Source organism: Photobacterium sp. GB-72, from assembly GCF_003026095.1.
Lineage (GTDB): Bacteria > Pseudomonadota > Gammaproteobacteria > Enterobacterales > Vibrionaceae > Photobacterium.
Window position 1 is genome coordinate 1 of sequence record NZ_PYNV01000023.1, and the last position, 19,972, is coordinate 19,972.

The 19,972-nt window shown below is 38.7% G+C and carries 20 protein-coding genes; 19 read left to right on the top strand and 1 reads right to left on the bottom strand.

Going from position 1 to position 19,972, the window contains the following annotated elements; genetic code table 11:
* Nucleotides 1-572: 572 nt before the first annotated feature.
* From C9J40_RS19410 to C9J40_RS19470, 13 genes are all read left to right on the top strand, one after another.
* Nucleotides 573-1,787, top strand: coding sequence for an AAA family ATPase (locus C9J40_RS19410; RefSeq protein WP_199188132.1), 1,215 nt, complete (start codon nt 573-575; stop codon nt 1,785-1,787).
* Nucleotides 1,788-1,795: 8 nt separating this feature from the next.
* Nucleotides 1,796-2,782 (top strand): hypothetical protein, encoded by a 987-nt coding sequence (locus C9J40_RS19415; protein ID WP_107247701.1) that lies wholly within the window; start codon nt 1,796-1,798, stop codon nt 2,780-2,782.
* Nucleotides 2,783-2,875: 93 nt separating this feature from the next.
* Nucleotides 2,876-4,513 carry a DUF6884 domain-containing protein gene (locus C9J40_RS19420; protein WP_107247702.1) on the top strand — a complete coding sequence of 546 codons (1,638 nt, stop codon included), beginning with the start codon at nt 2,876-2,878 and terminating at the stop codon, nt 4,511-4,513.
* A gap of 35 nt (nt 4,514-4,548) precedes the next feature.
* Nucleotides 4,549-4,848: a hypothetical protein gene (locus C9J40_RS19425; RefSeq protein WP_107247703.1), complete on the top strand. Its 300-nt coding sequence runs from the start codon at nt 4,549-4,551 to the stop codon at nt 4,846-4,848.
* 17 nt (nt 4,849-4,865) lie between these two features.
* Nucleotides 4,866-5,060 carry a hypothetical protein gene (locus tag C9J40_RS19430; RefSeq protein ID WP_107247704.1) on the top strand — a complete coding sequence of 65 codons (195 nt, stop codon included), beginning with the start codon at nt 4,866-4,868 and terminating at the stop codon, nt 5,058-5,060.
* A gap of 123 nt (nt 5,061-5,183) precedes the next feature.
* Nucleotides 5,184-5,363 carry a hypothetical protein gene (locus C9J40_RS19435; protein ID WP_107247705.1) on the top strand — a complete coding sequence of 60 codons (180 nt, stop codon included), beginning with the start codon at nt 5,184-5,186 and terminating at the stop codon, nt 5,361-5,363.
* 34 nt (nt 5,364-5,397) lie between these two features.
* Complete coding sequence (locus tag C9J40_RS19440) at nt 5,398-7,194, top strand: integrase repeat-containing protein (RefSeq protein ID WP_107247706.1); 1,797 nt, start codon at nt 5,398-5,400, stop codon at nt 7,192-7,194.
* Between the two features lie 96 nt (nt 7,195-7,290).
* Entirely contained in the window at nt 7,291-12,054 is a 4,764-nt protein-coding gene (locus tag C9J40_RS19445) for an N-6 DNA methylase (RefSeq protein WP_107247707.1), read from the top strand.
* Nucleotides 12,055-12,389: 335 nt separating this feature from the next.
* Complete coding sequence (locus C9J40_RS19450; protein ID WP_107247708.1) at nt 12,390-13,097, top strand: hypothetical protein; 708 nt, start codon at nt 12,390-12,392, stop codon at nt 13,095-13,097.
* A gap of 11 nt (nt 13,098-13,108) precedes the next feature.
* A complete protein-coding gene (locus C9J40_RS19455; protein ID WP_107247709.1) occupies nt 13,109-13,327 on the top strand; it encodes a hypothetical protein in 219 nt (72 codons plus the stop codon).
* Nucleotides 13,328-13,443: 116 nt separating this feature from the next.
* Nucleotides 13,444-14,760 carry a hypothetical protein gene (locus tag C9J40_RS19460; protein ID WP_107247710.1) on the top strand — a complete coding sequence of 439 codons (1,317 nt, stop codon included), beginning with the start codon at nt 13,444-13,446 and terminating at the stop codon, nt 14,758-14,760.
* A 61-nt stretch (nt 14,761-14,821) separates the two neighbouring features.
* The gene (locus C9J40_RS19465) at nt 14,822-15,580 is read left to right on the top strand and encodes a hypothetical protein (RefSeq protein WP_158259562.1); all 759 of its coding nucleotides are present in this window, start codon (nt 14,822-14,824) and stop codon (nt 15,578-15,580) included.
* 50 nt (nt 15,581-15,630) lie between these two features.
* Complete coding sequence (locus C9J40_RS19470; protein WP_107247712.1) at nt 15,631-16,398, top strand: PRTRC system ThiF family protein; 768 nt, start codon at nt 15,631-15,633, stop codon at nt 16,396-16,398.
* Here C9J40_RS19470 and C9J40_RS19475 read toward each other — a convergent pair.
* Nucleotides 16,383-16,706, bottom strand: coding sequence for a hypothetical protein (locus tag C9J40_RS19475; protein WP_146144965.1), 324 nt, complete (start codon nt 16,704-16,706; stop codon nt 16,383-16,385). The two genes, C9J40_RS19470 and C9J40_RS19475, sit on opposite strands and share 16 nt — an antisense overlap.
* A 189-nt stretch (nt 16,707-16,895) precedes the next feature.
* Here C9J40_RS19475 and C9J40_RS19480 point away from each other — a divergent pair, with 189 nt between their 5' ends.
* Genes C9J40_RS19480 through C9J40_RS19505 form a run of 6 tightly spaced genes read left to right on the top strand, consistent with a single transcriptional unit; the run spans nt 16,896 to nt 19,972 of the window.
* Nucleotides 16,896-17,468, top strand: a complete 573-nt coding sequence (locus tag C9J40_RS19480; protein WP_107247714.1) for an RAQPRD family integrative conjugative element protein — start codon at nt 16,896-16,898, stop codon at nt 17,466-17,468.
* Nucleotides 17,469-17,475: 7 nt separating this feature from the next.
* On the top strand, nt 17,476-17,727 hold the full coding sequence (locus C9J40_RS19485) for a hypothetical protein (protein WP_107247715.1): 252 nt from the start codon (nt 17,476-17,478) through the stop codon (nt 17,725-17,727).
* A gap of 16 nt (nt 17,728-17,743) precedes the next feature.
* Complete coding sequence (locus C9J40_RS19490) at nt 17,744-18,103, top strand: hypothetical protein (RefSeq protein ID WP_107247716.1); 360 nt, start codon at nt 17,744-17,746, stop codon at nt 18,101-18,103.
* A gap of 18 nt (nt 18,104-18,121) precedes the next feature.
* Nucleotides 18,122-18,499, top strand: a complete 378-nt coding sequence (locus tag C9J40_RS19495) for a DUF3487 family protein (RefSeq protein WP_107247717.1) — start codon at nt 18,122-18,124, stop codon at nt 18,497-18,499.
* Complete coding sequence (locus tag C9J40_RS19500; protein WP_158259563.1) at nt 18,496-19,137, top strand: DUF2895 family protein; 642 nt, start codon at nt 18,496-18,498, stop codon at nt 19,135-19,137. Before C9J40_RS19495 ends, C9J40_RS19500 begins: the two co-directional genes overlap by 4 nt.
* Before the next feature lie 13 nt (nt 19,138-19,150).
* Nucleotides 19,151-19,972, top strand: coding sequence for a TIGR03749 family integrating conjugative element protein (locus C9J40_RS19505; RefSeq protein ID WP_107247719.1), 822 nt, complete (start codon nt 19,151-19,153; stop codon nt 19,970-19,972).

Sequence of the window (19,972 nt, forward strand, 5' to 3'; positions counted from 1 at the left end):
AGAAGTTCACTTGAGAGTTGAGTATCAGAAGTCGAAGTGAGCCGTGATAATGTGGTGTTCACTTGAGAGTTGGGATTAACGTAACTCTTAAGTGAACTTGAAATGATGTTAAGTCACTGAAAAGTAGTATTAATTAATTTTCAACTGTTGATGGTATTTATCAGAAGTTCACTTGAGAGTTGAGTATCAGAAGTCGAAGTGAGCCGTGATAATGTGGTGTTCACTTGAGAGTTGGGATTAACGTAACTCTTAAGTGAACTTGAAATGATGTTAAGTCACTGAAAAGTAGCATTAATTAATTTTCAACTGTTGATGGTATTTATCAGAAGTTCACTTGAGAGTTGAGTATCAATACTTCACTTGAGAGTTAAGTATCAGAACACAAACTGAATCGTTGTCACGGCCTCCCCTATTATCTTTTCAATATTGTTTGTAATTCATCTTGCATGTAAGTAAACTATGATTATGCAAAATTCTTACATGCGCACTTCTTTCTTCCATTTATGATAAAATCTTACATGAAGTGCTTGTAGTTACATCTTATAGATAGAATCGGTTATAGGAATGGGTTGATGGACACAGTTACTCAAGCAAAGAAAACGTCTGCATTGGCTGCAACAATGCTCGCAACCATCACAGATGAAGTAGTGAGCAGAAAGAAAGAGTTTGAAGCCAAAGATTATTATAAACGTTACTCTAAAAATTCATTAAAAGACTTACCACAACTTACGCGTGCCGTTGTTGAAACAACTATTTCAGACATGGAAGCTGATGGTTACGTTTTTAATAAAGTGAGCAGCGGTAACACTAACCCTTATTCATTGACCATTCGTGATATTGCAAATATATACGAGCGTCGTGGTGTACCTAAATATCGTAGTAAATATGATCCTGGTTTTGTTATTTTCGTCGCCAACCTAAAAGGTGGCGTGAGTAAAACTGTTTCTTTAGTCAATTTAGCTCATGGTTTACGTGCTCATGACCTATTGCTAAAAGAAGACCTTCGAATTTTAATATTAGATCTTGACCCTCAAGCCTCTGCAACCATGTTCAACAATGAGCAATTAGCCATTGCTGATGTTGAATGCTCTTCAGCTCAGGCCATTTTGCAGAATCTGTCGCTGGAAGAACTAAAAGAAAGTTTCATTAAAAAAACGGGTATGGATGGCGTTGATATTATTCCTGCCTCTATTGATGACGCTTTTATTGCTAGTGACTGGTTAGAGATTTGCAAGGAATACTGGCCTGAAAAGAATCCATATTCATTGATGCAAGAGCACCTTATAAACAAGGTAAAAGGTGAATACGACTTTATTTTGGTTGATACTGGACCTCACCTTGATGCGTTACTGCTTTCTTCTCTAGCATCAGCTGATCTGCTAATGACACCAATTCCGCCTGCTCAAGTTGATTTCCACTCAACTCTAAAATATTTGCAGCGCTTGCCTACATTACTACAACAGCTTGTAGATTCAGGTGTTGAACCTAAATATGTTGCGAATATTGGCTATATGACAAAGATCACTCCTACTAAAGTTGATCACAAAGCAGCTAAGACGATGGCGAAGAAAATATTCACCTCTAATATGTTGGATGTCTCATTGCCACGACTTGATGGTTTTGAACGTGTCGGAGAATCATTTAATACTGCTATTAGTGCTGATCCAAAGACCTATGATGGGAGCAAATCAGCTTTAGCTTCTGCTCGATTGGCTAGTTTTGAATTTGCCTACAGTACATTTGAACAAATTGATACATACCGTTCGTTACTAAAAAGTGAAGGATAATAACGAATATGAATAACTCTTTTAAACCTATTGGCCGCCGTGGTGAAGATTCAATGCCGCCGAATGCATTAAAAATAACGGCAATTCCGGCGCCTTTAGTTATAGATGAAAAACATTCAATTACTTGGGCTTATAATGAGTCGTTATCTGCAGATAAGCTCAAAAATATCTGTATCAAACATCCAGCGAATACTCGTGCAACAGAGGATTTAAATGAACGCAATCTAGCGGATATCAGAGGTTTAGATGTAGCACAACGTGAAGTGTGTTATGCCCAACTTGTCGATGGAAAGTTGTTAGTTCTTGAAGGTTGGCGTCGAACGAATAAAGCCATCCAACAAGGCTGTGGTTTGACATTCTTGGTTACAACCGATGATCACCCGTATGAAGTTTTCCATAAAGCAGTTAAGGAATTAAGTACAAAACGACCACACTCTGCTCGTGATTTGGGTATTTTCTACCGTGATTATATGGAGACACATGCTGTCGATTACGAAAAGTGTGCTCTTGTACATGACGTTTCTGAAAGCTCGGTACGTCGTTATGTAACCTTAGCAAGCTTAAGTGGATTATGGTTAGAGGTGTTTGATGATTTCTCAGAGCTAACTCATCGAAACTGCCGCCCATTACGAAATGTAGAGAAACTATTTGAGAAGAACAGCAAAGAGACATCTAGCTTTTACAAAAAAGATAAGAGCGAGCAACAAGAGATAACTGAAAACGCGGTCAAGAACGGGTTATCTGAGTTTATTGAGATGATTGCTGACGACGAAACTTTTGGCAACATGACGTTTGATGAAAAGCTCAAATTCATTAATGAAAGCTTCTTCCCTATTCAAAAGGTCAAGAAACAAAAAGAGCGTTTACTTGATCTGGATGAAGGCCAATATGTTGAGAAAGAAACGAAAGGCGATGTTCTTACACTTAAATTCAATAAGTGCCCTGCTGACTTATTAGATCAAATTAACTTATTGATAAGCAATTATAAGAACTAATAGTTTATAAACAACATAGTTCTATCTAACTTTTCTTGTATTTCCCTCTTCGATAATAAGCTAAGCACTCAATTTACCAATGAGTGCCTAGCCATGCCCAAACCTGTTTTAATAATCAGTTGTAGTGATGCCAAATTAGTTGGGCGTCATAAAGCGTTTGATCTTTATCAAGGTGCCATGTTTCAGCTGATAAAAGCGAATATGGCCAATCCGCTAAAACATTTTGAAATCTTTATCGTCAGCGCAAAACACGGTTTATTAAGTGCAGAATCAATGATTCAAGATTACGACGACGAAATGCCAAGAGATATCAATGTGTGGTCAGCTCAACATTGCAAGCTGGTATCTAAAACACTCAAGTCCGTTTCAAGCAAAGACACCGATCTCTACGTAGTGCTACCGAATAATTATCGTGATGCGTTAGAAGCGGCATTGCCTCATAAGTATCTAAATTGGTTTAATAAGACATACGTAAGCCGAAATAACCAAGGCATTGGAGTGATGCGTGGTAGGCTAAACAAAGTTATCCAAACAACGCTGAACTCAGAGCAAAAAGTAGAGCCAATTATCTATCGTTCGGGGATATGCAATTTATCAGAGTTAGGCTATTTGTCTGCTGGGCAAGCAATTGGTAGTAATCTGGCCTATGCGAACGTTAACTCTAACCTTCTAAAATGCATTATCGATGCGGCAAAAACAGGTACAAAGGTGTTTCTGGATAACGGCATCATTAGTGGTAAAGGCCGATTAAATACCAAAGAAGTTATTGAAAAATATATGGCGATAGCAAAGGCAGTACCGCCACGTTTTTCGAAAAATATAGCAATTGTCATCCCAGATAGTTTTCACAGTGCTGAAGAAGCTAAGTCAATTTTACTCGAGCACAACCGAAATCTTAATTATTTATCCAAACGCTTTGATCTAATACTTCCAGTGCATCGCTGCTCAATTGATGGAATCAACGAGCTTTTAGCTGAAGCACCGAGAAATATTAGGTTGGGAATCCCCTGTTTAGAAACCAAAGAATTTGACCTTTGCTTATCTCTCATCGACATTGAGCGTCTATTTTCGCTAAAAAACCCGACTGGTATGGCAATATTTCATAAGTGCCATTTCTTTGGTTTAAGTGACGCATCATCACGCAGAAAGTTACAAGACCGCTTAATGCTGGCTCAAATATATAACCTAAACGTATCAATGGACGCCACGAGAACGTGTGCTCTATTTGGAGCCAACAGTAGCAATCGAAAAGGCACCGTTCGAGCTAGAGAAGTAGTAAGAAAGCACACATCAGAGACGGTGACTAAACTCGATAAAGAAAAAATATTAAATAGTAAATCTTATAAAGAGCACTCTTTAAGGTGTGAATATAGCTGTAGCAATATTAATGCAGAACCATTGCTGTCGGATATTTATGACTTGATTAACGAATACGATATTGATCGCTTTTGGTGCCAATTCAATACTCTGCTCGCGAAGACTCCTTTTGTAATCCCTGATATAGAAAACTACCAAATCGAGGACAAGCTCAATATAGCGTGGGATTTGACGAGCCAACCCGCGGTTGAACATGCTCTATTTGAGAAGTTAAAAATTAAAAACTACGAAAATTTTGCGTTTCTTGTCGCAAGTGAAACCGCTTTAGCACCTGATTATATAAGGTTCAAAGCAATCTCTGGTTTGTTTAGTGATACACCAGTACCGGTTCAAATGCCTTTGCAACTTACATAGCTATAGGAAAATAGGTTCAAAATAAGGAGCTAGACATGACACAGACTGAATTCAGCTTTAAAACGACAGAACTACAAGATCTGATTAGCGACGCTGAGCAATATGCATTAGCAAATTTCAGCGATCCTAACGTCCATACACTACTGATTAGTGTCACTGGCAATCAAGCATCACTAGCATCTAGAACTGGCAGATTTTTAATGTCATCGGTTTTAAGTACAGCAAATATAAATATAAAGAAGTTAGCGATACCGTTTAGCTTACTTAAGAACAAATTGAATGGTGCTTTAGAAGTAACATTTCTAATCAAAAACAACGTGATCAACCTAATTTAAATAAATAGAGAACCTATATGCTGATTAACGATTTCGGACACTTACTTTATCCTGGCAACGAAGAAGAGCTAACCGATGCGCAACAGTTTTTGACTTCACATGCTGGAGAGTCTAAGGCCGTGAAAGAGAGTAATTTAGATAAAACTGCCATATTTATTGGTAATGGTACTTATCTTTTTAATGATGGGTCGACAGTGCAATTAGTGATGTGATCTTTTTTTCGATGTCAGAAAAAAACTAAAAATAATTAATATCAGAGTCTGATAACATTGTTTATGCCGAGAATTACTAGATTAAGGCTAGATAAATAGTTGTATTTATAAGGAGCTAAATGCATGAAAAGTTTAATTGCAGCACTGATATTGCCTCTAATACTGATTGGTTTTCTGACCAACTCCGTGGCAATGCGTTTTCTTGGAAAGATAGATGGCTCTGTAAGTTACCCACTACTCGCATTGCTATGCAATGTAGTATTTGCTCTTATTCTCTTTCATCGAATCAGCAAGAAATTATAAGAAGTGGTTAAGTATCTGATTAAGTAGAATATTGATGAAATTATATAGCTATAAAGAAGCTCAGTCCGCTGTGAAAAAGATCGGTATCAAAAGCAGATATCAATACAGAACTAAATACAGATTTGATGAAAGGCTTCCCTTACACCCTGATAAAGTATATTTAGGATCTGGTTGGGTATCTTGGGACGAGTTTACTGGTGGTCGATACTATCGCACTTATAAAGAGGCAAAAGCTGCCGCGCTAAAATTAAAGGTCACTTCAAGAGTAGAATATCTCGCTATATATAAAAGTGACCCATTATTACCATCCGCACCGCAAAATATTTACCCAAACGAGTTTAGTTCTTGGAGCAATTTCCTCGATATAGAAATTCAGACGTACTATACATACCATGAAGCGAAAGCTGTTCTAAAAAATGCAAATGTGAAGACAAGCTCTCAGTACGTTGTATATGCTTCAACTGACCCTCGGCTTCATTCTAAACCCCAAAACTATTATAAGGATGAATGGGTGTCGTGGTCTCATTTTCTAACTGATAATAAATCGAAATTTTACACGAACTTTAGTAAAGCTAGAGTAGCTGCGCGAAAATTAGTATCTCGGAATGAGTTGACTGGTGGCCGATATTATCGCACTTATAAAGAGGCAAAAGCTGCCGCGCTAAAATTGAAGGTTACTTCAAGAGTAGAATATCTGGGTGTATATAAAAGTGACCCATTATTACCATCCGCACCGCAAAATATTTACCCTAACGAGTTTAGTTCCTGGAGCAATTTCCTCGATATAGAAATTCCGACGTTCTATACATACCATGAAGCGAGAGATGTACTAAGAAATGCCAATTTGACGACAAGCTCTCAGTACGTTGTATATGCTTCAACTGACCCTCGGCTTCATTCTAAACCCCAATACTATTATAAGGATGAATGGGTGTCGTGGTCTCATTTTCTAACTGATAATAAATCGAAATTTTACACGAACTTTAGTAAAGCTAGAGTAGCTGCGCGAAAATTAGGTTGTCAGAGTATCAGAGATTATAAACAGAAATATAAGAACGATCCTTTTCTTCATTCTAATCCAGCCAAGTACTACCGAGATCAATGGCAGGGATGGGAAGACTTTCTATTATTATCATTGAATAAGCTTAAACGTTACACAACTCTTTCAGAGGCTCGTGAGGCTGCAAGAAAATTACATTGTAAGTCTAGTGCTGACTACATAAAGAGGTACCAATATGATCCGTTATTACCCTCGAACCCAAAAGCTATTTTTAGTCAAGATTGGTTAGGTTGGAAAGATTACTTAGGTATTGAAGATAAATATTATCCAACTCTGGCACTGGCTAGTAAGGCTGCACGAACATTGCGTTGTGGTAGTAAGGCTGACTACAAGAGACGTTGTAAACTAGATCCTATGCTCCACTTTTATCCTGACAACTACTACAAAGAGCAATGGTCTAGTTGGTATGATTTTCTTGGAACAAAGGAAAAAGAGTTTTATCCAACTCTGGCAGAGGCTAGTGAAGCTGCACGAGAATTGCGTTGTATCAGTGTGGCTGACTACCAAAAACGCCGTAAGATAGATCCTTTACTCCCGTTTGATCCAAGCAAAATGTATAGTGAGGAATGGCTTAATTGGAAAGATTATTTAGGTCTCGAAAGCAAATTTTATCCAACTCTGGCAGAGGCTAGTAAGGCTGCACGTGCATTGCGTTTTACCAGTGTGATTGACTACCGAAAACGCCGTAAGACAGATCCTTTACTACCTAGTGATCCACAGAGATGTTACCGTGAGGATTGGCTTAATTGGAAAGATTTTCTAGGAAATTAGCAACATCCTGAAAAAATAACTCACCGTTTCGTTACCTTGCATAATAACCATTAGCGAGAAAATACCTTTACATTTTAATTCGTAAAGGTATTGGCAATGAATCAAGCATCACTATTCGATTATTTAGCCCCTGCGCCAGCAATAGAAACAAAAGTCAAAAACGCAGAATTAAGCCCTGTTGCTCACGCGATCGCCTGCTTACAACTTTTAAAGAAAAACGAAATTACTCAAGATGAAATTGAAATTTTAGAAAGTTTCAATGGCTTTGGCGAAATCAGCGAAGCTTTTAATCCAGATCATAAAGACTACGGTTTACTACAATCAGGTTTTGTCTCTGATAAAGCCTTTCAAGCCGCGAGAGCTTCAACGCCTACGTCTTTTTATACTCCACAATTTATCATCGACTCTATGTACCGTTGTTTAGTCCGCTTAGGTTTTAATGAGGGTAATATCATAGAACCTTCATGCGGCACGGGTCGCTTTATCAAATCACTACCCGACACCATTAATGCTAAAGTGACGGCTGTTGAACTTGATGAAACGAGCGGCCGCTTAGCGCGATTACTAAACCCAAAAGCAAAAATTTTAATTAATCAACGTTTTGAAAATGTTAAGCTCGATAAAAATTTCTCACTAGCTATTACAAACGTACCTTTTTCAAGTAATAAAGCGATGACTAAGGAGTTACTTGGTACATCCAACTTACACAGTTACTTCATCGCTAAAGCCTTACACAGTGTACACAATGGCGGTTTTGTAGCTGTTGTCGTGTCAACGTGGTTCCTTGATTCCATAAGTAATAAGAATCGAAAAGCGATTTTTAAAGCGGGTGGTGAATTGGTAGCAGGTGCACGATTACCTAACAACGTATTTAAAGGCACGAGCACGTCTGCCGATGTTCTGATTTTTCAGAAAGTTGAGAAACCGATTAATAGAGCGTGGTTAGATGTAGCTGATTACCCCGATATGACGATTAATCCATGGATAGCGACACGGGTACTTGGTGAGTTGCACCCTCAAAAATCTAAGTATGATCGTGCGTCCTGCAATGTCCATTTCGCTAAAGATGATAGTTTGCTACCCAAGCACCTAAATTCATTACTCGATAGTCAGTCTCAAGCCCCAATTTTCTTTAATAGAACTGCGGCTTCTTTTAAGAACGTAAACCGAGTTAATAGCTACTCGATATCTGAAACATGTTTATCGCGTAGTGAGCTTGGCGTGATTAACAATCAATTAGTACAACGGTTAGATGATGCGGTAGATGCAGATGGTAGTCACATTCACATTATTACGAACGTAGATTGCAAAGTTAAAAAGCACAAAGACCGTCTCATTGCTTACGTTGCCGTAAAAGATGCGTTAAAAAATCTCATCGCGGCTGAGCAGCAAGACGCTGATACAATTGATAGTTGGCGGCATGACCTTAACGCAACGTATGACGCATTTGTTTGTCAGTTTGGACGCTTAACCTCAACGGCCAATCGTCGCGCTCTGGCTATCTGCTCTCATTATTTCCGAATTAGAGGATTAGAAACGACGAAGAACGGTGAAATATCAAAAGCGACTATTTTTAATCGGCGTGTTTTTCAACAGAAAATGCAGACGATTACTACTAGTGACCTGCATTTGGCCGTTAAAGAGTCATTAAATCAAACGGGTTATGTATCAATTAATCTAGTGTCACAGCTAATGAAAAAGCCGAACGGTGAAATAAAGCAATCATTAATTACGTCAAAATTAGCTTTCCCTAACCCGGCAATAAATTCCGATAACTGGCTATTTGGACCGATTTATCTGAGTGGAGATATACGCCAAAAGTTGGCTGATTGCAGAATGTCACCTTATAACACCTCAGCAAACGAAAAAGCGTTGAATGCCGTTCTCCCTGAGCCTATTAAATGGTACGAAATCTCGGCACCAATTAGCGCGTCATGGTTAAACTTGAAATATAAAGAACAATTTTTAAAAGACCTTTTAGATTGTGATATTGAAATTATTTATACAGATCAGAAATATCACATAGATAAGAGTATCCACTATATCATGCGTAGCTTAGCGTGCGACTTGTTAGGCACTAAGCGTATGCCTTTTGGAAAGTTGATAGAGAAAGTGATGAATAGCGCCCCTGTTGTTGTTAAAGATGAAATTGACGGCAAGCGATATATCAATCACAAGGAAACGTTATTAGCGATTGAGAAAGCCGAATTAATTAAACAGAAATGGCATGAATGGTTATTTTCATCTGTCACGAGGCGTGCTGCAATTGAGGTTGAATACAATGCAAATTTTAACTCCCATGTAAGCCCTACTTTTCAAGAAACTGAACTCATCGACAACGAAGGAATTGACTGTTCTAAAGACTTATATCTATCCCAGCGTCGCGCTGTGACACGCGCTGTATTATCAAAATCGTTACTGCTCGATCATGCGGTTGGTGCTGGAAAAACGTTAACTTATGGTGCTATCGCTAGCAAGCTTAAACAATTTAATCACGCTGAACGTTCAATGCTTATCGCACCTAATGAATTAGTCGAACAGCTAGGCGAGGAAATATCAACCGATTTTCCATTAGCAAACTTGCTTATTATCACGCCAGCCATGCTCAATAGCGAAAACCGCGCAGAGACATTATACAAGATAGCAATATCTGATTTTACACTCTGTGTGATTCCGTTATCTGCAATAAAATCAATTCCGCTATCGCGAGAGGATAATTTAAAGCTGATCAACAGTAAGATCGATGCACTTGAACAATCGATAACAAAACTTACAGATAAACACAGTGTTAAATCATTAGAAAGGCGTTTGCAGGGATATAGAGTAAAGCTACACGCTATTACCAACGAGACGGATATTGGTTTTTCATGGGATGAACTGAACATCAGCACATTGATCATTGATGAAATACAAAGTCTCAAAAATTTAGAATATAACACTTCGATGCGAAACGTGGCGGGCTTAAATCCCCCCGCAGGCAGTAAAATTGCGTTTGATGTGTATAGTAAAGCTCGTCAAGTATTAAACAACGGAGGGCGGTTAATTGGCGGCACAGGTACGACCGTTTTAAATTCGATTGTCGAAATCAATACTTGGTTACGTCTGTTTTCACCGGAGCTAGAGCAAAAATTAGGCTTACAATCGCTCGATCAGTTTTGCGCACTTTTTGCGTCTCCTACCACTGATTTTGAGTATGCCGCGAGCGGAAATGGCTTAAAACCCGTTACACGGCTAAGAAATTACACCAACTTACCTGAGTTAAGTGCCCTTTATCGTAGCTTCGCTGATGTGGTGACAACAGAAGATCTAGAACGATTTATCCCAAAACTACCTGATGGACGTCCATCTAGGCCACCACTGCGAGATAATCAGCAAACTAACGTCATTATAGAGCCAAATATCTATCAAGAACTTGCGTTTGAAAATATTGTTGAGAGATCTAAAAACCTGACCAAAGAACAAAATATGCTTTATCTTATTAATTTAGGTAGAAATGCATCGTTAGATATTAGGACACTGAACGCCAATTTACCTGATGTTAGCAACAATAAGATCAACTTTAGCGTCCAAAACATTTTAGCTAAATATGCCGAGTACGATCATGTTAAAGGCACACAACTTGTCTTTATCGACCGCTCAATTCCAATACGTCACCGTAAAAGTGCAGCTACACGCTTGTCCTTACTTGAAGCTCAATCCACACTGACTGATGCAGAACTGGAAGAAAAAGAGACACTTGAAAATCAACTAAATGCGCAATTTTCTGTATACGATTGTTTGACTGAACAGCTAGTTTACGCAGGTATACCGAGTGATCAAATAGCGGTAGTACACGATTTTAAAACACCGAGCGAGCAACTAGACCTAAAGGAAAAAATAAACGCTGGTTTGATAAGGGTTTTACTTGGGTCAACAGCAAAAATGGGCGCTGGCAAAAATTATAATAAGCGTTTAACGGCATTACATCACTTAGATTTACCTCTAAGAAATGGCGATTTAGAGCAGCGCAACGGGCGTATTTTACGGGCTGGTAATGAGCTATGGGCTAATGACCCTGAATTTTCTGTCGAACTATTCACCTACTTAACGGCTCGTAGCCTTGATACGTGGCAGCTTGGTTTATTAGAGCAGAAAGGTAAATTCATCAGTGCTTTTAAAAATGGCAAGACGGGGCGTACATTTGACGACAAGGATACTTCTAGCCTTTCTTATGCGGAACTTGCCGCTTTGACCAGTGGTAATCACGAATTACTTGAAGTTATGAAGTTTGAAAAGCAATTAAGTGAATTGAGTGTGATAAGAAGTCAATTTTATAAAGATAAGCAACAGCGTGAGTCACGTTTGATAGAGTGTAAATCTAAGCTAAAAAGATTAGCTACAAAAATCAATCGTCACTCACAAGATATTAATAACATAGACCTTAAAAGTGGCTTAAAAGACTTGCAAGGGAATGAACTATCAATTGACGACTTAGATTATGTGCTAAGAGGTTTATATAACTCCGTAGCTTTTTACAATGGAGAAATGCACTCAGCATTTCGCTTTAATGGTTATGAAACTGCTGTTAGATACAATATGGGAGTGACAGAGTTTTACATAACTAGTAATAATGAATACTTTGTATGTAAGAATCTAAAACGTGCTGAAAAGGTTATTAATGCGGTATCTGACACTATCTCTAGATTCACTGAGTTAAATACTGTATGGCTTCATCAGCAATCGCAGCTAGAAAAAGAAATCGGATTTCTAGAAACGGCTTTAAAACAAACATTCTCTAAAGAGAAAGAGTTCAATAGCTTATCTATAAAAGTTAGTGAACTAAAAGTTAAGGTTTCAGAGGCGTTAGATAAAGCCGCTTAACGACACATCATCTAAGCCAGTAGGAATAAACTGTTTACCTACTGGCTTTTAACCAATCTCAACCTTTCTAAATTGGTGTTTTTTTCGATGACGATAAAAATTGTCAGGCTGACAGAAATTATCGCCTGACAGTGACGACCTTTCGATGACGATAAAAATTGTCAGGCTGACAGAAATTATCGCCTGACAGTGACCACCTTTCGATGATGATAAAAATTGTCAGGCTGACAGAAATTATCGCCTAATAGTGAACGCCTTATAATTGCCCTTGCATTATCCACTTTAATAGCAAAATGAACTCAACTTAAACGATTTCATTTAAAAGGTGAAAGTAGATGCTTAGTCCATTATTCAATTTAATTGCTAATTCCAATTTAAAACAAATTAATCTAACTCTAACAGTCGATCCTACCTCTAATAAGCCTGTTGTCCTCATTCAAAGTCAGCTAGAAGTCAACACCCAAAACAAGCTGTTACACCCTGCAAATACGGGGCAAGTAGCAGACGTTTATAGCAAACTATCTACACCATTAGTCGTGCAATCTGAAAATTTTGATGAAATCGACATTGTACTGTCGCAAGAAATTATCCAGTTTGCGGAATCGTCAGGTGTTGCACTGAGCGATTCAAATATTGAAAAAGTATTGGCACAACTAAAAGCAAGTCAAACGGTAGCTGCTAAACCAGCAACTAAACAAGCAGAGAAAAAAACAAAGACACCAAAGACACCTAAGAAAAATGCAGCACCAGTTAATGTAGGTGTATCAGCCTCACCAAAGGTTACACCTGAGCCAACATCGACCGAAGTTAATCCTATTGCCGCAGCAGAGAAAGCGTTAAGTGTCGATGAAGATAATACCGATACTAATGCCGAGAGCAGTATTAATAATGGTGATGCAAATGAGGTTGATAGCGTTGAAACAAACGCAAATGTTATTGCCACTCAAGAAAACGAAAGTGACGTTGATGCTGATGCTGATGCTGATGCTGATGCTGATGCTGATGATGAATTTGAGGAATTATTTTTTGGTCAAGGTAAATAGGAGCGATAAACATGGCTAATCAACTTCAAAGAACGTTCAAAGTCGGTGCATGTGTAGTGCCTGATCCTGCCCCGTCACTAAGCTTGGAGATTGTATTCCAATTACTTTGTAATCAATTTCCATCACTACGTCATACCAACGGAATCTATGAGTCAGATGGACAACTAGATGTGAATACAGGTGTTGTCACTTACGTCATTCCTCTGATCCCACCGAAAACAAACGGTTAATATCCAAAGCATCCAAAGCAATTGGCACTTGTCGTTATTCGTGCCAATTGCAAACCCTCAAAAGGCATCACAATGACGAATAAAACCAAAGAGCGTGTATTAGCGGAGTTAGAGCAATGGTCGCAATCGAAACAGTCAACCCAAGTAGTACAGCAAGCAAATGTAATCCTAAAGGCTGGCAAGCTATTCTCCAAACTGGAAAAAATACAACCTGTGAAACAAACGCACCGACTAAGATAGAGAAATCTTATTTAAGACCTGCACTTTTTTCGTGCGTAGTACCTGCCGAAACCGAGGCTTTATTTCTACATGATAAAGACGTAGCCACTCTTAATATCAACGCAATGCTACCCCCCTACGCTAAGTCATTTCTGACATTTTTAATTAACGAGGCTATTGTGCCGTTGTCAGATATTTCTAACGCTATTGCTGGTGATAATGAAGCCTTTGAAAAGTGTATTAGCGGTTATCAGACACGTTTAGAAAACGAGTTAATGACAGAAAAAAAGAAAGTGATTACTGAACTGACAACGCTATTAACTCCGTTTGGCTATGGTGATGAAATTCAGTATTTAGCAAAATCAAATAGCAATCTAAATATGAACGTAGCATTTTGTAATGATGATGAAGATCGCTTTGGTGAGAATAGCGAGTGGCTTGGACTGAGACTTTATATTGATAACATGCCGACAGTGCTTGAAATTGATAATGACACTTTCTCAGACACTGAACTCTTAGCCTTTCACCCCATAATCGAAAAGTTGTCGATTAATGCAGTTTGCCAGCCTCCATCATGTCAAACAGAATCATTAACTGAGCGATACTATGATGAATCTGTCATTCTTGATTTTTCCCTACGACTCTCTAATCACCAGTTAGATGATGTTCTAGTCACAATTAATCAGGTGTATGAAGATAACGATTACGAAGAATTACCAGCAGAATTATTGGCATCAAAACTTAGTTGCTACAAAATATCGAATGACGAAATAACAGCTATTTGTTCGTTTGTTGAAGAATACAGCTATTCACCTTTAGATGATTATGTAAGAGCAGTCCGAGTAGAAGAGTTTTATCAAAAGTCACTAAAACTCGAAGATGCCTTTATTGAATTAGAAAAGTCGCAAATTAAACTGCTTGAGTTTCTAGCTAACGCTATAAAATCACCAACTTTTTCGGACTGTTTCTCGGAATTTTATACAGAGGGTTTAGAGAACGATTTAGATGGTCACGATCCTGCCATTTACCGATCAGTCGTCCTATCGAAACACACTTACCAGTACGAGCATTTTACGCATGAGGCTGAAATGTTGTGGCAAGATGAACAAAACGAAGCACTTGGACTTGCGCCAAACAAACAAGGTATTGAGTTTTTGAAGCGTCAACAAAAGAGCGAACTTTTATTGTTAGCCTTAAACCTCTTTACCGCTTAACCTTGCTAAATTGATTAATCGCTTATCCTAAAGCCTCAATCAAACAATGAGGCTAAATGAAATGGAAACTGCATTAAATTTATCAATAGCAACATCGCCTGTTATTACCACAGCAACAAATAACAGCAAATCTTTTATTCCTAAATCAGCTATCGTTTTACATTATAACGCAGCTAAAGATTGTACTGTGCCGACACTACATAGTGTAAAAAATGGCGAACTTGATATTGGCAAAGAAGTTTCTTTTAACGACCTGCTAGACTGTTTTCAGTCACATCATATTGCTGCCACAGATAACACGTTTAATAATAACGTAGCCTTGCTATCAGAGCGTGTACTATTAGACACCTCGGAGCATTTAGTCTTCTACACCAAATCAGAAAAGCGTAGATTATGGCAGGGTATGGGCGAGAAACAAGCCTACGAATTTTACTATCCAGCCACGCTGTTTGCTATTAACAAGCACAGCCGTCAATTATCAGTGTTTGCGCTCGCCTATAACCGCAGACCCAAAATCACTGACCGACTTTATGCGCTGCCTATCCCTAATATCTACGAATCAGGCTCGGTTTGCCAAGGTACAGCACAACTACCTATGACACTAACCTCAGCGAATTTAGCTGAAATCGCTGATTCGTTCTTCAATGGCGTTAAAACCCACCTAAATTGCAATAACACGTTCCGCAAGAAATATAATGCCCGTAATCAGCAAGTAGGTTACGAAAAATGGTTAAAACAACATTGCGGGACAAAACCGAAAATGAGCGAGCTTGAGTGTCGTGGCACGTTGAATACCGTACTAAAACGCTTGCTTGCTTAATAACAGCCTTATTTAAAATATTATCAATCCATAAAATTAGGTAGTCGCTCATGTTAACGTATCACGCAAACGAATCACTCATAATTGGAAAACCGTCAATCGCCTTGGTTGGGGCAGGTGGCACTGGTTCATTTATCTTTCGTGAGTTAATCGCTCTCGACAACTTATTGCGTCGAGTTGGTGGTCAGGGGTTTACATTAACGGTGTTCGATCCGTCAGAAGTTCGAGAGGCAAATATTGGACGTCAAGCTTTCTTTGAAGATGAAGTGGGTCTTAATAAAGCAAAAGCGTTAGTAACAGGGCAGCACATGCAAGGTCTTAATTTAGACTGGAAATACAAGTCTACTACTTTTAATTATTACACCGCACAAGAGTACGAGATTGTTATCACAGCCGTTGACGTACCCAAGGTAAGATATGAGTTAGGTCAACGCTGGTCAGATTCAACGTTAAGTAAAGAAACACTGTGGCTCGATGTAGGCAATGATGAAAATAGCGGCAATGTAATCTTAGGACATTTAAGTAAAAGAGCCGATAAAGACGCTCTTAGGCTACCGAACTGTTATGACTTATATGGCGAAATGTATAATGTTGAACACGATGATAAGAAAAGCTGTTCTCTCCAAGATGCGATTCTAAAGCAAAATTTTGGCGTAAATCAAATGGCGGCACGATTGGCGGTGCAACTGTTAACCAATTTATTTACCAAAGGTTTTATTAACAATCACGGTGCAATGTTCAACACTGAGACTATGACTACCACACCTCTTAATATCGATCCGAATGTTTGGGCGACATACGGTTATGAGTCGATATAAGTTGCCGCTTTGGTCAATAAGTCGTATTCAAATTCATTGATTGAGTCAAACTGCTGCATTGAATAATTGTTATTAAAGAGTATCTTTCTGTTGAGAGTGGTACTCGATAACTTTTGTTGAAAATAATACTTACCATTCAATCCTACCAATTCATCGGCAATCAGATTGCTGACAATTTCATGTAACACATCACTCACTGCCGCCCCTTGGTTATTTTCATTATCACGAATGATTACATGCGGTACGACTCCCTGAACAATATAAACCTCGCACAAGGTAGGACATAGCGGATTGTGTGGGGTTGCCACATCGTATCTAAAAATGGATTTCTCTATCATTATCTTCTGCTTTAACAGTAACTAACTTTCTTATTCTATTCTAAGTCAACGTTAAAAAGCACTTTGTATTTTTTTTCTTTAACTCAAAAAAAAAACTGCCAATTTTCGCCTGTCGAATGTTTTAGCATATAGCTATTAAGTCATGATGGATTTGTACCTATGAAAAGGAACTTAAAACCAATTTTGATCGCTATGACATTTTTATTGCCTATTAGTGCTAATGGCGCAATACAACACGGCAGCTATTTAGAGTTAGAGGCACTTAAGCGATTACATCTACAAGTAAATAATCTAATTCCCAAAGTTAAGGTTGCTCACACAACCTCAAATCATGCGCAGTTACGCACTAACTACAACCAAATCTTGACGGATATAAAGGCGTGGGAAAGCAATTTAGGTGCGTATATCGAAGCTTCATTAGTGAAGTTTAATGACACGCATTATCAGGAATCCTACACAACATTTAAACGTGCGGGTAAAGCACCGTACAAAAAAACAAAAGGCACATCTGAATCTGAGCGTGTTCAGTTAGAACGCATCAGAAACTTGATCGTTCGTATGAAGCCTCTTATCCGTGAAGCGGAATCCACGGCAAATTCAAAATCAAAATTATTTTTTCAGTACAAAGTGCTATGGGCTGATCATGCTCGGTGGGTTGGTTTGTTTGATACCCACTTAGGTAAACCATTTCAGCCAAATGATTTTGATGTTACAGATTTTGTAAATAAATAGGTGATGTATGAGCTGTGCTAATAATCAATCGACCGAATGTTTAGAGTCAACATTAGCAGCCGCAGGACTTGCTGATTATAGAGCCATTGCGCTTTCCCTCACCGTTGCGGTGTCAGTGGTGTTTGCACTGTTTGTGTACAAATTCATACAAGATGGTATTGCCAAAGAAAAGATCAATATTGCGTTAGCGGCAAAACAAGGCACGTTTGCCGTTGCCTTTGTTTTGATGTTTTTAATTTTGTTACCAATGGTTATTTAAGGAAAAGGAAGAACGGATGAAAGTATTTAAAAAAGTAGCAGCGTGTTGGTTAGGTATTTGTATTTCTACCAGTGCATTGGCAAATAAAGGACTACCTAATATTCAGGTCGCTGGTTTAGATCAGACAAGTGCAGACCCATTTCAATTTGGAAAGCAGTTGGGCGGGATGATCTTTACCCTCGTTATTACCTTTATTCTGGCGATCATGGCGTTTTCAACGATGCGCAACGCATGGGCGAAATACCACGAGACAGGCGACGATGGTAGTCGTGCCAATATGGGTGCGGTAGCGCAACAAATCTTAGCAGGGGTTGTTCTCATCATTTGCGGGATTTTTGTAGCTCGTTGGGGTTATGAATCTTTCGGCATCAGCTAACACATAAGGAGAAGAATCATGGCCGATAATCGCCAACAAACATTATTTAGCTGGTCTTCATTATCGGCTTTGAACAATCAACCGACGGTTTTATATGGCTTAACGTTGAATGAGCTGTTTATTTGTATAGGTGCAGGGTTAATCACTTCAATTGTCGTATTTGTATTTGCCGTTACCTTAATAGGTAATACAGACGCCGCTTTAATTATAAGTGGAGTCATGATTTTCCTTAGCTCTTATATTTACGTTCAATTTTTGGGTAGATACAAAAAAAAGTACGGAGCTCAAATGTACCAAATCCATCTACTTAAAAAGTTACAAAAGTATGGTGTTTGGAACTCTGGACTTGAGATAACAAGAAAGGAGTGGATCGGAACAAGGAGTAAACGATTTTGAACATTTTTTCTCGGACTAAGGCTAGACATCAGGTAGATGAAGCGCAAATAAAAGTCACTAATTGGAAGCTTGCTTGTGGAGCACTGTTTCTATTATGTGTGTTACAAGCCGTTGGCTTTATTGTCTATCCCAAGCTTATAAAAATACACCATCCACCTGACACGTCTAAATCGATGTTGACTGCACTCAATGAAATACCTCCAGCACAAGTGCAAGGCTTTTCGTTCATGATTTTGCAGCAGCTTAATAACTTAAAAGATGACGGTAAGTATACGGCCGAGAATCAACTTACACGATTGCGCTGTTTTATGACTGAAGATTATTTCTATTTGAAGTTGCGTACAGCGAGAAATGCATCGTTATCATTCAATGATCGTAATCGTGCGATGTCAGTGTATACGGCTATTCCACCAAATCCTTATGAACAGGTAACGATACTGACACCGACTAGTTGGAATGTGAAGCTGTACACAACAATCACTGAAAGTGCTGGTGGCGAACTTATTAAAGACAACGTGCCATTTTTATATAACTTGCAGGTTGTTGCTGATAACTCAGATCCATCTTGTAATGAGTATGGATTAAAACTTGCGGGAGAAAATGATGTTCCTCGCCGAATTAGAACTGAAATAAATTGAAGGGAAGCTAACGATGCAAAGGCTCATTAAATTCGTTTGGCTATTGATTGTCATTCCATCAATGACGATGGCCACTGAATATATCAAAACTGATGGCAAGCCTGTTGCGGTTGATTTGCAAGTAGGCAAAGAGCGAGTAATAGATTTTGGTAATAATATTGTATTTAAAAAAGAGGAAGTGGGGCCTCATTTAAGTAATGTATTCTCTCACCAGGGCAAACTGTTCTTAACGGCGAAAGAAGCATTTCCGATCAAACGCATGAAAGTTCGATATGTTGACTCCGGTGAAACTATCATTTTGGATGTATCTGCGACTCAACGAAAGGTGCAACGCGGTGATGCAATTCTGGTAGGTAGTGGCAAATTTTCTGAAAAAAGTGAGTCACCACGACAGCAAGAACAAGCAACACAATCTTTCGTAACGCAAGCCAAGCCATTAGGTCCTATTGATTTACTTCGCTTTGCGGCACAGGACTCATACGCACCGTCGCGTTTGAAATCAACTGACCATCGATTTTCTATTACCAAAGTAAATACCAAACTTGACCTTTCAGAGTTATTCATTGGTCAAAGCTATGCACTTTATGACGCGCGAATGATTAAAGGTTGGTTTGTTAAAGGTAATTATTTAACAGTAATTGCGGTTCGTAATAGAAGCACTATCCCTCGACAGCTCAACTTATTCGATCTGAACGTCGATGCAATATCTGCTTCGGCGCAACACATAGCATTATCGCAGCGCGATGTTGCAGGTGATTCGACGCGAATTTATGTCATCACGAAACAGCCATTTGAAAAAGCGCTTGGTGCTGCTCCGTTGATTGTAGGAGGTTGA

Excerpts from the sequence above, each read along its gene's own strand:
- C9J40_RS19450 (WP_107247708.1), top strand. The coding sequence starts at position 12,390 with ATGCTTAGTCCATTATTCAATTTAATTGCTAATTCCAATTTAAAACAA.
- C9J40_RS19465 (WP_158259562.1), top strand. The coding sequence starts at position 14,822 with ATGGAAACTGCATTAAATTTATCAATAGCAACATCGCCTGTTATTACC.
- C9J40_RS19430 (WP_107247704.1), top strand. The coding sequence starts at position 4,866 with ATGCTGATTAACGATTTCGGACACTTACTTTATCCTGGCAACGAAGAA.
- C9J40_RS19435 (WP_107247705.1), top strand. The coding sequence starts at position 5,184 with ATGAAAAGTTTAATTGCAGCACTGATATTGCCTCTAATACTGATTGGT.
- C9J40_RS19425 (WP_107247703.1), top strand. The coding sequence starts at position 4,549 with ATGACACAGACTGAATTCAGCTTTAAAACGACAGAACTACAAGATCTG.
- C9J40_RS19440 (WP_107247706.1), top strand. The coding sequence starts at position 5,398 with ATGAAATTATATAGCTATAAAGAAGCTCAGTCCGCTGTGAAAAAGATC.
- C9J40_RS19420 (WP_107247702.1), top strand. The coding sequence starts at position 2,876 with ATGCCCAAACCTGTTTTAATAATCAGTTGTAGTGATGCCAAATTAGTT.
- C9J40_RS19445 (WP_107247707.1), top strand. The coding sequence starts at position 7,291 with ATGAATCAAGCATCACTATTCGATTATTTAGCCCCTGCGCCAGCAATA.
- C9J40_RS19485 (WP_107247715.1), top strand. The coding sequence starts at position 17,476 with ATGAGCTGTGCTAATAATCAATCGACCGAATGTTTAGAGTCAACATTA.
- C9J40_RS19415 (WP_107247701.1), top strand. The coding sequence starts at position 1,796 with ATGAATAACTCTTTTAAACCTATTGGCCGCCGTGGTGAAGATTCAATG.
- C9J40_RS19505 (WP_107247719.1), top strand. The coding sequence starts at position 19,151 with ATGCAAAGGCTCATTAAATTCGTTTGGCTATTGATTGTCATTCCATCA.
- C9J40_RS19460 (WP_107247710.1), top strand. The coding sequence starts at position 13,444 with ATGGTCGCAATCGAAACAGTCAACCCAAGTAGTACAGCAAGCAAATGT.
- C9J40_RS19470 (WP_107247712.1), top strand. The coding sequence starts at position 15,631 with ATGTTAACGTATCACGCAAACGAATCACTCATAATTGGAAAACCGTCA.
- C9J40_RS19410 (WP_199188132.1), top strand. The coding sequence starts at position 573 with ATGGACACAGTTACTCAAGCAAAGAAAACGTCTGCATTGGCTGCAACA.
- C9J40_RS19495 (WP_107247717.1), top strand. The coding sequence starts at position 18,122 with ATGGCCGATAATCGCCAACAAACATTATTTAGCTGGTCTTCATTATCG.
- C9J40_RS19490 (WP_107247716.1), top strand. The coding sequence starts at position 17,744 with ATGAAAGTATTTAAAAAAGTAGCAGCGTGTTGGTTAGGTATTTGTATT.
- C9J40_RS19480 (WP_107247714.1), top strand. The coding sequence starts at position 16,896 with ATGAAAAGGAACTTAAAACCAATTTTGATCGCTATGACATTTTTATTG.
- C9J40_RS19455 (WP_107247709.1), top strand. The coding sequence starts at position 13,109 with ATGGCTAATCAACTTCAAAGAACGTTCAAAGTCGGTGCATGTGTAGTG.